The 14985-nt window shown below is 62.0% G+C and carries 12 protein-coding genes; 10 read left to right on the forward strand and 2 right to left on the reverse strand.

Features of this window, described 5'->3' with window-relative positions; genetic code table 11:
• The first annotated feature begins 90 nt into the window (after positions 1–90).
• The 9 genes from OSH07_RS03060 to OSH07_RS03100 all read left to right on the forward strand — a co-directional run bounded on the left by OSH07_RS03060 (position 91) and on the right by OSH07_RS03100 (position 11356).
• Positions 91–294 carry a helix-turn-helix domain-containing protein gene (locus OSH07_RS03060; RefSeq protein WP_266337121.1) on the forward strand — a complete coding sequence of 68 codons (204 nt, stop codon included), beginning with the start codon at positions 91–93 and terminating at the stop codon, positions 292–294.
• A gap of 144 nt (positions 295–438) precedes the next feature.
• The gene (locus tag OSH07_RS03065) at positions 439–1044 is read left to right on the forward strand and encodes a hypothetical protein (RefSeq protein WP_266337122.1); all 606 of its coding nucleotides are present in this window, start codon (positions 439–441) and stop codon (positions 1042–1044) included.
• Positions 1041–1694 carry a helix-turn-helix transcriptional regulator gene (locus OSH07_RS03070; protein ID WP_266337123.1) on the forward strand — a complete coding sequence of 218 codons (654 nt, stop codon included), beginning with the start codon at positions 1041–1043 and terminating at the stop codon, positions 1692–1694. Before OSH07_RS03065 ends, OSH07_RS03070 begins: the two co-directional genes overlap by 4 nt.
• Positions 1678–2772: a tyrosine-type recombinase/integrase gene (locus OSH07_RS03075; RefSeq protein WP_266337124.1), complete on the forward strand. Its 1095-nt coding sequence runs from the start codon at positions 1678–1680 to the stop codon at positions 2770–2772. The genes OSH07_RS03070 and OSH07_RS03075 overlap by 17 nt, the downstream gene beginning before the upstream one ends.
• A gap of 607 nt (positions 2773–3379) precedes the next feature.
• On the forward strand, positions 3380–4843 hold the full coding sequence (locus tag OSH07_RS03080) for a methyl-accepting chemotaxis protein (protein ID WP_266337125.1): 1464 nt from the start codon (positions 3380–3382) through the stop codon (positions 4841–4843).
• Positions 4840–5730, forward strand: coding sequence for an OmpA family protein (locus tag OSH07_RS03085; protein ID WP_266337126.1), 891 nt, complete (start codon positions 4840–4842; stop codon positions 5728–5730). Before OSH07_RS03080 ends, OSH07_RS03085 begins: the two co-directional genes overlap by 4 nt.
• An 8-nt stretch (positions 5731–5738) precedes the next feature.
• Entirely contained in the window at positions 5739–7046 is a 1308-nt protein-coding gene (locus OSH07_RS03090; RefSeq protein ID WP_266337127.1) for an EH signature domain-containing protein, read from the forward strand.
• The gene (locus tag OSH07_RS03095; RefSeq protein WP_266337128.1) at positions 7043–10246 is read left to right on the forward strand and encodes a DEAD/DEAH box helicase; all 3204 of its coding nucleotides are present in this window, start codon (positions 7043–7045) and stop codon (positions 10244–10246) included. Before OSH07_RS03090 ends, OSH07_RS03095 begins: the two co-directional genes overlap by 4 nt.
• Before the next feature lie 477 nt (positions 10247–10723).
• On the forward strand, positions 10724–11356 hold the full coding sequence (locus OSH07_RS03100; protein ID WP_266337129.1) for a tyrosine-type recombinase/integrase: 633 nt from the start codon (positions 10724–10726) through the stop codon (positions 11354–11356).
• Positions 11357–11583: 227 nt separating this feature from the next.
• Here OSH07_RS03100 and OSH07_RS03105 read toward each other — a convergent pair whose 3' ends face one another.
• Positions 11584–12327 (reverse strand): SDR family oxidoreductase, encoded by a 744-nt coding sequence (locus tag OSH07_RS03105; RefSeq protein WP_266337130.1) that lies wholly within the window; start codon positions 12325–12327, stop codon positions 11584–11586.
• 56 nt (positions 12328–12383) lie between these two features.
• A complete protein-coding gene (locus OSH07_RS03110) occupies positions 12384–13469 on the reverse strand; it encodes an alpha/beta hydrolase (RefSeq protein WP_266337371.1) in 1086 nt (361 codons plus the stop codon).
• Positions 13470–13725: 256 nt separating this feature from the next.
• Between OSH07_RS03110 and OSH07_RS03115 the strand changes: the two genes are divergently transcribed.
• Positions 13726–14922 (forward strand): MFS transporter, encoded by a 1197-nt coding sequence (locus OSH07_RS03115; protein ID WP_266337131.1) that lies wholly within the window; start codon positions 13726–13728, stop codon positions 14920–14922.
• The last annotated feature ends 63 nt before the right edge of the window (positions 14923–14985 follow it).

Consider the following 14985-nt stretch of genomic DNA (forward strand, 5'->3'; position numbering starts at 1 on the left):
TAATCGACGCGGCTATTTCCAGTCGCTGTCGTCGCCGATGTCTCGTTCGTTCAGACACATCCCTAAGTGTCGCAGCGAATGAGGCGATCCATGAGTGCGAACGGTTCTCGGCCTGTGGCCAACACGGTGGCGGACGTGCTGCGCCGTGTCGGCATCAGCCGCACAAAATTCTATCAGGAGATCAATGCCGGCAGGTTGAAGGCTCGCAAGATCGGCAGCAAGACGATCGTCCTGGAGACAGATCTCCAGGCCTATCTGGACGCGCTGCCGCCCTACGATGGTCGCGCGGAGTAAAGCCGTGCGCGCGCGGCTTCTCACCCGCCATTCCGTCTGCTCCTCGCCCTGCGTCCGCGGCGGGTTGACGACCGATGGCGCCGGCATGTCCTCCGGCGTGACAGGCATCGTAGGGGGAGCGCTCTCGTGAGTGGCTCGCCCCGCATGTCGATCTCGGCCCCTGAGGAGTTGGCCGCAGCCACGGCTCTGACCGCGGAAGAATACGGCGCCTGTATCCTGCTTCGCCTGTACCAGTGGGAGTATGGGGCGCTCCCCACCGATGAGGATCGGCTGGCACGGATTGCCCATGTGGCCACCGATCGGTGGCCTGCCGTCTCGGCGGAGATCCGGTCGCGGTTTGGTCCGAACTGGCTTCACGAGGTTACTCAGCAGGCTCATGAGAAAGCTTCTGCCACCCGCGCGCTGCTGTCAAAGGCAGGCCGGAAGGGCGGGCGAACGCAGGGCAAGGCCAAGCCCAATGCAAGCCTGGCTTCTGCCCTGGCTACAAGGCAGGCTGTAGGCCTCGACACAAGCCAGGCTGTAAGCCTGGCTTCGGCCGGGCTTAAGCCTGATGCGTTGCCGCGCGATGGCGAGGCTTCCCGTTCGGCTCAGGCTGGCGACCAGATTCCCTATCCCGCCATTTCCGATCCGGACGCAGCGCGCGTCTGGCTGCTGGAGCGGAGTGTCTTTCCGGGTGATCTCGATGAACTTCAGTGTCTCCTCATGGCCGGCAAGCTCACGCCCGCGATCCTGGAGCCTCTTGCGCGATGACGAAGCAGCGCAGCAAGCGGGACGATACTTCGCCGATCGCGGATCTGTTCGGCCTGCCCGTTCTCAACAATCCGCCGGAAGTGAGCAGCGGATCTGCTCCTGCGGCGTCGGCGCCGGCGACAGCAAAGTCGGGGAAAGGAGCCCGAAAGCCCTTCAAGATTTTCCATCCGCGCAAGGCCAAGCAGGATAGGACCTATAACCGTGCCGACGTCATGGATCTCTATGGTGTCGGCCGGAATACGGTGACCAACTGGATGAAGGAGGGACTGGTCACAGTACCCGGTCATCCGGTCCTGTTCCGTGGCGAAGATTTGAACACGTTTCACGAGGCACGACGTGCTGGGGCGCGGAGGAACTGTTCTCCGGGCGAGTTCCTCTGCTTTCACTGCAAGAAGGTGTCCTCGCTGAAAGGGGCAGCGGCGGAGGTCCATTGGCACAGCGACCATACATGCACGCTCCGCTGGTTCTGCCCCCGCCCCACCTGCAGCAAGCCGAACGAGACCTTCCAGTCCCGCTCTCAGGTCCGGATTCTTGAAGAGCAGGGAGTCAACCTGACCTCCGTCGAAGACGACTACTCTCCTTCTCGCCGCCCCGGTGAGGTTGTGCAAATCACCCCCAAATCTGAGGTCATCCATGAACCCGTCGAATGAACGGCTGCGGCACGCCTATATCGAGCATCTGCGCGACGCCAAGAAGTACAGCGACAAGACCATCGACGCCGCCATGCGCCACCTGAGCGAGCTTGAACGGTTCCTGGATGGCAACGACTTTGAGCGCCTCACCAAGTCTGAGGCCAAGGCGTTCTCGGAGCGCGTCCATCAGCGCCCGTCCAAGGCTGGCGCCGAGACGCTTTCGGACTCGTCCATCGTCCATACGCTGTCCGATCTGAGGGCGTTCTATGGCTGGCTCACCACCATCAAGAACCGGAAGGTCGATCTCGAGGCTGTAGCCCGGCTTACGCCCTCCCGGAGGGTGCTGATGGGGCTCAGGACGCAGCCAGACAAGGCGCCGCCCACCCCAGATCACATCCGGCGGGTGCTCGCCGCCATGGACGATCAGACGGTGATAGAGCGGCGTGACAGGGCGCTGGTCGCGTTCATCTTTCTGACCGGCATGCGCGTGGGTGCCGTCATCTCGCTGCGGTGCAAGCATGTGAAGCTCGCGGATCGGCAGGTCATGCAAGACGCGCGAGAGGTGAACACCAAGTTCGGCAAGAATATGCTCACCAGCTGGTTCCCGGTTGGCGATGACATCGAGCATATCGTGGTCGCCTGGGTCAAGGAGCGCCTCGAGAGTGGTGCGAAGCCTGACGCCCCTTTGTTCCCGGCCAAGCCTCGCTATCGGCTGCCGGGGGATGAGACCCCGGAGAAGGACGCGTTCTGGAAAACCTCCGAGCCCGTGCGCGAGGTCTTTCAGGAAGCCTGCCAGGCCGCAGGCATCGACTACATCAATCCTCACTCTGTCCGCGACACGCTGATGCTGCTGGGTCTCGAGATGTGCGCGACCTGGGAGGAGCTCAAGGCGTGGAGCCAGAATCTTGGTCATGAGAAGCTGGACACCTCGATGGTCCACTACGGCAAGCTCGACACCAACCGGCAGACCGACCTCATGCAGAGCCTCGTGCGGACCGATCTGACGGTGCGCGCAGAGCAGGAAATGCTCATGTTGTTCCGGCGGGCGCCTCCGAAGACGCGGGACTCAGTGCTGCACCTTCTCTCGCGGGCGTAGCTCGCCACGACACGCCTTGCAGGGGCGAATAAAATGGAACCAGCGCCCTCGGGCGCTGGTGCTTATGGAGATCCGGGAGCCGTGGTGCTTTCGTGACCAGTCGGGGCGACACGGCTTCGCCTACCTGTCATTGCCTCAGGGTTCAACGGCGGCTTTGCGCCCTCATTCCAGTCGTTCAGGTTCTTGGGCACTGTGCCCAAAAGCTGCCATTGGAGACTTCAGGTGAAGGTGGGCAGCCCACAGGTCCCTACTGCTGCCTGATGGCCGCAGTATTCGCATCAAAGCGAACAACATCACCGAGGGCTGTTACAGACACTACGCCCCTTAGCTTCAACCACCACTGAACCGTAGGGGTCTTCGGTTCACTCAACTGCTCGCCGGTCATTTCTTCATACCAGTCTCGAATGCTCATGCACAGAAGCCCAAAGAGTGGTGTTTTGAACATGGGTAGCGTCTCTTCGTCAGATGCAAACGAAGGCGCGTCGGCCGGCGGAGAATACTAGACCTGCCTTGACGTCTGCCGATGAGCTGGCTGCGATTATAGCCCCTAGCTTGATTGCATCGATATAATCGTCCAATTTCTACGCGTGGACTGCGTGGGGGAGCTATGGACGGAGCCATCTGGGGGACTCGGGTCAAAGACGGCATTCTTTTCGTCGCGCAGCTCATCACCTGGGATTTTGTCCCCGGCCTTATCAGCCTCGTCCTGCTCGCGCTTCTGGTGGTGCTGCTCGGCTTCATGAGCATCGTTGCGTTGCGGCGCTTGAGACTGATTGGCCAAGCGAGGCGGCGTGTCGAGTACGCTGGCGATTCGGCTGGGTTCCAGAGGCAGCTAAATGAGATCCAGCGCGATATCCGGCGTGGCGGTGGGGCCGCCGGCAGGCATCTCGCCGAGAGCTTCGCTGAATATCGCGAGACGCTGATTGAGCCGGCGCATCACGGCGGAGGCCCAGTACGCAATTCCGTGCGGCCTTCCACGTACTTTAATCTGGATGATCTGCATATGGGCCTGGGCGGCTGGCGAATGTGGCCCGGCTTGTTCGTCTCGATAGGCCTGCTCTGCACCTTTCTCGGCCTGATTGCTGCACTTGCCCAGACCCAGGCCAGCTTGCAGGCTGGCGGCGGTGACCAAGCGCAGATGATGGCCGCCCTCGAAGGGTTGCTCCGCACAGCGTCGGCCAAATTCATCATGTCGGTGACAGGGCTGTTCTGCTCCATCCTCTTCACCTTTGCCTACCGCTCGTGGAGCGGTTTTCTCGAGCGGTCCGTTGCAGGTCTTGCACACGAGCTGGAAACGAAGATGGCATTCGTCAGCCTCGAGGCCCTGGCCGATGAGCAGCTGGCTGCAATCAAGGAGCAGACTGCCCAGCAGCAATTGCTGAATACCCAGCTCATCGCTGAATTGAGCAAGCCGCTGGAGCGCATGACGGCGACGGGGACGGAAGCTATCGGGGGTATGGTCCATGAACTCGGACAGACCCTTACCGCCCGCATCGGCGCTTCCCTCGACAAGGTGGCGGAGCGGATCGACGGCGCGGCGGACAAGCTGGCGGAGCTATCTTCCGCCCTTGGCGCGACATCCGAGCAGTTCCGCGCAACGCTTGATCGTTCGGCTTTGAGCCTCGATATGCTCATCCAGCGTGTCGAGGCTGCGGCGGGACAATTGGCGGCCTCGGCTGACAGCATGAACGAAGCGTCCACTCCTGTTCTAGAAAGTGCCCGCGCGACCGCGGACCAGGCCCGCGCGATGGCTGACGGAACACGAAGCCTCGTCGATGCGGCGAAGGGGGCAATCGATGCGGAACGGACAATCGTGGTTGCCTCCGCCCAGTCGATCGAGGAACTGATCCGCACGTTCGAGACCCGTGCCAAAGCCTATGATGGCCAGCTGGAGAAGGCGTTTTCGACTTACGTGGAACAAGTCCAGCGCACTCTAGGCGAGCTGCGGCAGCACAGCGATGGCGTGCACGACCGCTATGCCGACGCACTTCAGGTGCTGCAGGCTGTCATCGATAACGCCCGCACTTTCGTGCCCGAGAGCGATCCGCCGCGAGGACGATTGACGGCATGAGGGCCGCGCGGCGCCCGCGGCGGGCCGAGGAGGAGGAGGAATCCGCCTTCGTCTCGATGACCGACCTGATGGTGAGCTTCCTGTTCATCATCATCATCCTGCTCGCCTTCTTCGCCACCCAGATCGCTCCTAAGTCGCGCGAACGCTTTGAGATACAGGCCAGCAAGCTCACGGAATTGGAAAAGCAGGTGCAGGCGTTGGAGGCGGAAAACCAGCGGCTTCGGCGCCTGGTGAGCGCGCAGGATGGCAACCCGATCGAGCGATACAATTTCCAGTCCGCCGAACTGCGCGGCAAGATGCTCGACCGTATCCAGAAGCGCATCAAGGCGGCCGATACCTCCATCGACGTCTCCATCAGCCGCAACGGCGATGCCCTCGAATTCAAGGGCGACGGTCTGTTCGGATCGGGCAGCGACGCGCCGAGCGTAACGGGCCGCCGCAAGATGGAGATTATCGCCGGAATCCTGAGGGACGAGCTCCGGTGTTTCTCGCTGGGCGAACGCTCGACACTTACGTCCGCCTGCAATCCGGCGGTCGCCTTGATCGACGCTCTCCAGGTCGAAGGTCATACCGACAGCACCGGTACGGATGTCCTGAACATGGACCTCAGCTCGCGACGGGGAACCTCCATCTATGCCATCATGGTGACGGCAAGCCCGGACCTGCTCGGTTTCCGCAACCTCAGGAATCAGCCCATCGTCTCGGTTGCGGGATATGGCAAGGGGCGGCCAATCCGTGACAATGACTCCGACCTCTCTCGCGATGCCAATCGCCGCATCGACCTGCGCTTCATCATGTTCGCGCCGCCGGAGGAGCAGTTCGTGCCGCAGCGGATCGAGGATCTGCCCCGTCTGAGGCAACTCCTTGTTGCCGGTCCCGTGCCATAGGCCTGCCCATGAGCCTCATCGACCGCCTTGCACGCTTGCCCTCCGCACCGTCCTCGCCGGGCTTGCCCGAACGGCTGGTGAAGGCGGCAGAGCGCATCCGGCAGCGTTTCGGCGACCGGCGGCCGGTGAAGCCGGACGCCCTCGATGTGCTCGTCGACCGGTTGACGCAGGCGATCCGGCAGTGGGATTGGAGCCGGCTGACCGAAGGGGAGATCGCGCAGGTCGTGCGGGCCTGGGCGAGCCGCCTTGTTCGTGTCGCGGCGGATGTGGAGGACTTTCTCCTGCGCGAGCTTGGCCGCAGCACGCGTCGGTCCCTACTCGGCGCACTGTGTGACGGCTATTTTATCGGGTGGGTCACGCAAAACGCCCGGACCGCGGAGCTTGCCCATATCATTCAGGACCGCGCGGCCTGGCTGCCGAAATCCTGGCAGATCGTGTTTCGAGCCACCCCTGAGAGCCTCGATACCAATGAGGGAGCTGTCCGCCTCGGCCGCTGGCTGGCCGTACAGTCCGCTCCCTATCGTGCCGTCATCGAACGCGGCATCGTCACCCCTCACGGTCCGGGCTTCATGTCGGAGGTTCACGGCGCCTGGCTGGCAGCGCTGCCGGAACCCAGGGACGAGACGACGATCAGGAGGATGCTGGCCTGGATACACCCGCCCGGCGTTCCCAAGCTGGAGGGGGATCGGGCGACAGCGGTGGTTGCGCGTCTCCTGCGTCCGTGGGCCAATACCATGCCCCCGAAGCCGCTTCGCACGCTTCTGCTCGATGAGCTTATCCGGAATCGCGGCGATCCCCGTCGCGAAAACGAACATTTCTGGGCGCAGGTGGGGGAGGACGGCAAACGGACCATGCTGCGCTGGCTGGCCGGCCAGCGCATGGAAGCCTTCCTCGACGTCGTGTCGCGTTCGGAAGAAAAGCTGGAGGCGGGTGACCAGTGGCCCGCCCGGCGGCGGTTCTGGATGGGGCTCTATGAAGAAGGACGGATCGACGAGGCGTGGCCCTCCTATGGCACCGACGCGCAGGCCATCGCGGACCAACTCGCGCGAACGACGGGCGACCTCACCTATTCGGCCTATGGCCGGCAGCTCTCGCGCAAGAACACGTCATTGCTGATCATGCGGGTTGGACCGCACATCGTGGTCGAGGGTTCGCACAACTTCCGTGTGCATGTCTTCCACCACCGTGAAAACATGCCGCTTGCGCTATACCAGCTCCGATATGACGTCGATAATTTCATGTTGCCCGATCCTCACCCCGATGCGCGACGGCACGTCGGCAACTGGATGAACTGGGTCCGCGAGAAGATACGATGAGCCTGAGCTTCACATGCCTCCCTGATGCGGAGGGCTGCATCCTGTCCGTCGTGCAGCCGAAGCGTGGTCTGCTGTCCTTTCTCGGGTCTCGGCGGCAGTATGACCTCGACGCCCTTCCGCGCGAGGAACGGTCGGTGGCCATGGCTCTGGCGCGGCTGCGCGTGCTCGATCGCGACCGACGCGAACATGCGATCGAGGGCGAGCGCATCCGCTTGTCGCATCGTCTCGTCGCCGCGCTGGACAGTGGCTCAGCGCGGACACTCGGCTTGCCGGGGCTGAATACGAGCTATGCCTTCAAGGCAGCGATGCGCGGATCCCTCGGAAGTTCGGATTTCCGCCTCGACTGGTGGTGGGAAAAGGGCGGCCGCCGCGTGCCCCTGCAGAGGACTGGAGCCTTCCTCCGTGATGATACCGGCTTGCTCAGGATCGCGGCGCCGATCTTCGAGGCGATCGAGATTGCGGAGGGCTTCGACCCGGGTGCCTCGCTGCAGGCCCATTGGCTGGCGCTCGGCGCATTCCGTCGCGCACTAGGCGTTGAGGATGCCGGGAATGTGCCGATGGGTCTTGAGGGTGCGCTCGGTCAGATCGAGATCGTCACTTGCGATCGGGTCGGTCTCGATGTCGACGATGCGGACGATAGCCAATTCGTGCCGCTTCCTTTTGTCGGCGCCAGCCTGGCAACAGACTCTCCCGTCGAGGCGGCGCATTCCGCCGTGCAGGCCGGGGAACTGGCTGAATTCCAGCGGCAGGCCATGGCGCGCGGAGCCCAGCCGGCCTACCGGATCGGGGCGACGAAATTCCTTATTTTGGATCGCTCGGCCATGCCGGTGGTGGAAGCGATTGCCGCTGCCGGCCGGCAGGACGCAGAGGGCCGCCGCGCCTTCATTCGCGATGCCGAGCGTGTCATCACTGAAGCCGTCGAACGACAGGCACGAGATGACGGCCGACTGAACGAGTTGATGAGCCCTGCCGGCTATCAGGAGGCGCTGGAGCGGGCCGTATCCGGCGCGTGGACCGAGACCTCCACATGGACGTCACGGGTCATCGCCATCGCGGAATGGGCGCGCCCCGCTCCCGCCATGATGGACGGCTCAGGCACCAACTGGCTACCGGCCACGATGACCGAGGAACTCGGCGAGCGGCTCGGCATGCTGCTCGATGAGGAGGTCGAGCCCCTGCTGCGCGCCCTCGTCGAGGCGAGAGCCGCGAGCCTGGACATCGTGCCGCACCGGGTAGGCCCGATCCCCGCCATCGCCGAGGTGATCGAGGCGTTGGCGCGGCGGCTGGAGATGCTGCGCAACCGCAAGGATGCCCCCGCGCCGGGTGACCCCCAGACGGTGTTTCTGCCGCTCACGCACAGCAATTTCTGGGACAATGATTTCGGGGCCAAGATCACCCCGCGCCGGCCGATCGAGGCGTTCAGCCTCCCGCCGCAAGTCTCGACCACGCTTCGTCCTTATCAGGTTCAGGCCTTCGAATGGCAGGTGGAGGCATGGACGGCCGGATTGCCCGGCATCTTGAACGCGGATGAGCAGGGCCTCGGCAAGACCCTGCAGACATTGAGCTTCCTCACCTGGCTGCGTCAGAGGATGATTGAGGGCGCCATGCCCTCCCAGCCCTTCCTCATCGTCGCGCCGACCTCCCTGTTGCGAAACTGGGAGGCGGAATGTGCAACCCATGTCGATCCGGATTTCTGGGGCGAGCCGGTCCGGCTCTACGGCCAAGGCCTCCAGCGATGGAAGAGCCGGGCGCATCGTGGTCGGGACATCGACGACGGCGTGGCCCGGCTTGACCTCTCCCCGATCGAGAATACGCCCTGTCTCGTGATTGCCACCTACCAGACGGTCGCCAATTATGCCGTCTCCTTCTCGCAGACGCGTTTCGCTGTCGCCGTGTTCGACGAGATCCAGAACCTGAAGAACCCGTTCGCCATGCGCTCGGAGGCGGCTCGGGCGGTCCTTGCCGATTTCCGCATCGGCCTCACCGGGACGCCGGTGGAGAACGCCACCCGCGACATCTGGGCGATCATGGATCAGCTCTTCCCGCTGGCACTCGGCCCGCTCGCCGAATTTCGGCGGGTTTTCGACGAGCCGAGGGAAGAGCGCATGAAACAACTCCATGCCGCGCTTTTCTCGGGTCAATTCGGTCGTTCCCCGCTCGTCCTGCGCCGGCTAAAGAAGGACGCTGCCTCCGACCTGCCGCCCAAGGTTCGCATCCTTCACCCACGCATCATGCCCGAGGTACAGGCGATCCGGTATGACGAGATCCGCGGCAAGGGCGGCGGCATGTTCGCGCTCCTGCACCATATTCGCCGCACCTCGCTTCATCCCGGCCTCGTCGAGGGAGAGGTGCCGGAGACCTTCACGGCGGCATCGGCTCGTCTCGCCGCAGCGATGGATATTCTGGCGCACATCAAATCGCGCCGTGAGCGCGCGCTGGTCTTCATCGAAAACCGTGATGTTCAGGCTTGGTTCGCTGAACTCATCAAGATCGAGTTCGGGCTGGAGCGGGTTCCCGTCATCAACGGTGACACGTCCATAGACCTGCGAAAGGACATTACGGATCGGTTTCAGCGGCATCTGATCGATGACCAGGGCTTCGATGTGCTCGTGATGGGGCCGCGTGCGGCTGGCACCGGACTTACCCTGACGGCGGCCAATCACGTCATCCACCTGACGCGCTGGTGGAACCCGGCGGTGGAGGAGCAGTGCAATGATCGCACCCATCGCATCGGTCAGGGCAAGCCGGTTACAATCCATATCCCGCTTGCCGTACACCCACGCCTCGGCCCGAACTCTTTCGATTGCCTGCTGCAGCGGCTGATGACCCGCAAGCGCGGAATTGCCGATGCCGTGCTCTGGCCACAGGAGAGCGAGGGACCGGAGCTTCTCGAACTCTATCAAGCCATTTTGTCCGGGAGAGGGGCTAGTGACGATGCTGATCTGCGCCCCTCCAGTCGTCCCGATCTCATTGCTACGGAGCTCGGGTCCAACGTGACGCGCATTGCCATCAAAGGCGGCGGAGCGAGCATCGTCGTGACCCGCGGCACCGGCCTTACGCGCGTCGAAGACAGCCTGACGGCTGGCGATGCGGCACTCATAGCGCTATCCGCGTCAGAGCATCCGCAGTCCGCGACATGGATACCGGTCTCCTTGCTCCCCGACGAGTCTCTTTGGCCGGACTTTATCCTCCCACACTGAGGGATCCATTTCTGGGGCCGTTGTCCACGCAGTTTCCCGAGTGGGTTGCCAGCGCTGAGTTTGGCAATACGCGAGTCAGCGGCATTTGCGTTGGCAACGGGCTATGGTGCGCACAAGTAGATCTTCGGGTCACCCTCTCACGCATGACTTCAAGATCTGGCTTTGAGTTGTGCCAACGAACACGGAGCTAGTTAGCCGCTTTGGCCAGACGTCCTCGCTAAGGTAAATAAGCGCCATGGACCAACACGGGTCGAGACCCGACACCGGGCAATAGCTCGCCGAACAAGAGCTATCATAATTGGGTGGCTAAGAGTGGATGGTCACCTACCGAGCCCGCTGCGTATATCGGCGACGCCTAAACTGCGATGTCAGCTTCTCTTGGGCGGATGCTAGACAGCCGCCATTCCGCTCCCGGCCCCCGAACGGTTGTGAGTCGTGCGTTTCATACTCGGCCAATCAAGGCCGAGGAGAACTCACATGGGCCATTCTCAATATGATGATGCCAGCCGCGAGCGCGCAGCGTGGAACGCTGGCAAGAAAGTGGGGACGAAACGTCCGCTCACGCAGAAGCAGATTTGGGCCGTTCGATTCTTTCTTGATCGTGAGCGCCGCATTCGTGACCGCGCTCTGTTCGATCTTGCGATAGACAGCAAGCTCCGCGGCTGCGACCTAGTCAAAATCATGATCCGTGACGTCGTCGCAGGATCGGAAATCAGAACCCGGGCTATTGTCATTCAGCAGAAGACGGGTCGTCCCGTCCAATTCGAGATCACAAGCGACGTGAGAGCCAGCCTCTTGGCCTGGCTGGAACGGCGAGGCGGCTCAGTCGATGACTATGTATTCCCGAGCCGAGTCGATCACGCAAAGCACATGAGTACGAGGCAGTATGCACGCCTCGTTGACGAGTGGGTGACTGCGATCGGTCTGCACCCTGAGGAATACGGAACTCACTCACTTCGCCGCACGAAGGCATCCATGATCTACAGGGCGACGGGTAATATCCGTGCGATCCAGATATTGCTCGGCCACTCCAAGATAGAGAACACGGTCCGATACCTTGGTGTCGACGTCGAGGATGCGCTGCTCCTGGCGGAGCGAACCGAAATCTGAATTCAAGCGGTTATCCGTCTCATCGCGGATGACCGCTTCGATGTGCAGGCTATACTGCCTGTCTGTCAGTCTTGGGGTGGAAGGCGGACAGTCAGCCTTCACGACGTTGGCTGGAAACAGCAGCCATTGTTGCGATTCACCCCTCGGGGGACCAGCGCGATCAAGGCCATTTGTCGGAAAGGGAGAGCGGCCCAATCCGCTCTCCCTCCCATACCATTGGTCAGGGTTTACCAGGGCTGGTTGGCGGGGCCGACGGTGAACTCATTGATGACAGTGTCTTCGGGCTGGTCGATCGCAAAGTCCACTACGGAAGCGATGCGCTCGGCAGAGATGCCATATTTGTCGTAGATGCCCTGCATCGTATCGGCGACAGCGTGGTCCGAGATGGTGGTGAGCAACTCGGTGTTGATGGCCGCAGGATAGATGGTCGTGGCGCGGATGTTCGTTCCTTCCATCGCAGACTCCATGCGCAGCACTTCCATGAAGTCACGCACGAACCACTTGGTGCCGCCATAGACGGCGCCACCCGGATAGGCCTTCAGGCCGGCCACGGAAGAGGTGGTAATCACATGGCCGGATTTCTGCGCCGTGAAGGTTGGCAAGACTGCGGCAACACCGTTGAGGACGCCTTTGATGTTGACGTCGACCATCTGGTGCCATTCGTCGGTCTTCATCGCCGAGAGCATGGCATTTGGCATGACTCCGGCATTTAGAAAGATGACGTCCACGCGACCGTAGGTGGCCTTGGCCAACTCGACGATCTCGTCGTTGTCCGACTGCTTGGTGACGTCCAGTTCCTGGAAGACGGCATAGCCGCCAGCGCGTTCGATATCGGCGGCGATCCGCTTGAGGTTATCAGTCCGGCGCGCGCCGAGCACGACCTTGGCGCCCTTGGCGGCGAGTGACTTGGCTGAGGCCGCGCCGATGCCCGAGGATGCGCCGGTGATGATGACTACTTTATCCTTGATCATTTCAGTTCTCTCTCCAAAGGGGGATGCGCCCCGCTAGGGCGCATCGTGTCTTGGAATTAGGCGCTGAGGTGCTCTCCGAAGAACGACTGCAGGCGATCGAAGGGGATCTTGTCCATCTGGTCGTATAGGTCGACGTGGTCTGCGTCTGGGATGATCATGATCTCCTTCGGCTCGGCCGCTGCCTTGTAGGCATCTTCGGTGAAGTAGCGCGAATGGGCTTTCTCGCCGGCGATGACCAGCATCGGACGTGGGGAGATTTCCTTGATGTAGGTCAGGATCGGCATGTTCATCAGCGAGAGGGCACTGGTCCTTGCCCAACCCGTCGTCGAGTTCACCGAGCGCTCGTGAAAGCCCCGCTTGGTCCGATAGTAGTGCCAGTACATCTGGACGACCGGGTCATCGATCCCGTCGAGAGTTTCGGGAACACCACCCGCCAGGGCGGCAGTACCGGCTTCGGCATCGGCCCAGCGCTGACGGCTGAGATCCGTCAGCAGGGCGGTGCGCTGCTCAAGCGTCATGGCGTCGTAGTAGCCACGGGCATTCACACGGGACATGTCATACATGCTGGTCGTGGCCACGGCCTTGACGCGCTTGTCAGCGGCCACGGCATTCAGGGCCATGCCGGCAAAGCCGCAAATACCGATAATGCCGATGCGCTCGCGGTCGACGGCCGGGTGCAGACCGAGGAAATCGACGGCAGCACTGAAGTCCTCGGTATTGATGTCCGGCGATGCCACCTTGCGGACTTCGCCACCGCTTTCGCCAGTATAGGACGGGTCAAAGGCCAAGGCGATGAAGCCACGCTCGGCCATCGTCTGGGCATAGAGACCCGAAGACTGCTCCTTGACGGCACCAAAAGGACCGCACACCGCAATCGCGGGCATCCCACGGGCGGCTGCGCCCTCTGGCGTATAGAGGTCGCCGACCAGTGTGACCCCGTAGCGATTGGTGAAGCTGACCTTCTCATGGCCGATGGCGTCATTGCGCGGGAAGACTTTGTCCCATTCCGAAGAGGGCTGAGCGGAAGCGGATGTTCCGGAAACAGAGGCCAGGCCGAGCGCTGTCGCGCCGATCCCAGCCATTTTAAGGAGGTCGCGGCGGTTTGCGCCTGCCGTCGTGTCGTTTTGGTTCTGGTCGCTCATGACTTTTACCTCATGGTTGATGATGGCCATGAAGTAGGACGCAACCGGAGATGCGATTAGATCCACAATCCCGTATGCGCTTATGGAGATTCCGGCATAATATTCGCCCGAAAGCGCCAAGCAGAGCCCGGATTATGAGCAATACGCCATAAGTCCATGCGGATATTTTGCAAAGTCACCCCACACTCGACGGCTTAAGTTTCCCGTTCGCTGGCAGCGAGCATTCGCGCCGCAATCCCAATTGAAAGATCAGTTCATGGACTTCCCTGCAACCTCGGGAACCGGCACGCGTGCGCCAACTGGATCCAGCTGGAGCACCGTCTTCTGTCTCAGCCTCTTGTGCTTTGCCTTGGTGGCCTCAGAATTTATGCCGGTCAGCCTGCTGACGCCTATCGCCAACGATCTCGCGATTACCGAAGGCCAGGCCGGCCAAGCCATCGCGATCTCCGGTATCTTCGCGGTCGTAGCCAGCCTATTCGGCAATTCGCTCCTGTCGTCGCTTGACCGTCGCTCGGCAGTCCTGCTCTACACCGGCCTCACCATCGTCTCCGGTCTGGTCGTGACCTTCGCGCCCAATTACGCAGTGTTCATGATCGGCCGTGCGCTGATCGGTGTCGCCATCGGAGGTTTCTGGTCGCTGTCGACTGCGATCCTTGCCCGTATCGTCCCCACTCGCGACCTGGCCAAGGCGATCGCCATGCTTCAGGGCGGTACCGCGTTCGCCACGGTGATTGCACCGCCGATGGGCAGCTTCCTTGGCGGTCTGATTGGCTGGCGAGGCGCCTTCTTCACCGTGGTGCCGGTGGGGCTGATCGGGCTCATCTGGCAACTCGCGGTCATCCCGAAATTGCCCGCCGAGCGCAGCGTCTCGGTTGGCTACATGTTCGGGCTCATGCGCAACCACACTTTTGCGATCGGCATCGTCGCGACCACGCTGGCATTCATGGGACAGTTCGCCCTATCGACCTATTTGCGGCCGTTCCTAGAGGTCGTCACCGGGTTCGACGTTAATGCCCTATCGCTGACGCTTTTGGGTTTGGGGCTAGCCGGTCTGCTCGGTACTGCTGTTATTGGATTTGTGCTTCGCTCTCATCTGGCCATTGCGGTGATTGGACTACCTACAGGGCTCGCGGTGCTTTCTCTTCTCTTGATCACTTTCGGCCACGTTCCGTTCGCAACAGTCGTTATGCTCATCCTGTGGGGCCTTTTCGCCAACCCTATCCCGGTCGCCTGGAACACCTGGATGGCACGCGTTATTCCCGACGATCTTGAAGCCGGCGGTGGGCTTCAGGTTGCGCTCATCCAGTTCGCGATCACTACGGGCGCGTTTGGCGGTGGCCTTCTCTTCGACGCCGTCGGATGGTGGGCTCCATTCGCGCTAGCAACACTTCTGCTGACCGCCTCTGCCGGGACTGCCGCATTCGCTACCCCAGCGAAGGCAAACCACGTCTAGCGGACTGACACAGTCTCACTTCTGGGCATGGGCACCTAAAGGCGGCTAGAGCCGCCTGCCCTG

The organism is Kaistia nematophila (assembly GCF_026343855.1).
GTDB lineage: Bacteria > Pseudomonadota > Alphaproteobacteria > Rhizobiales > Kaistiaceae > Kaistia > Kaistia nematophila.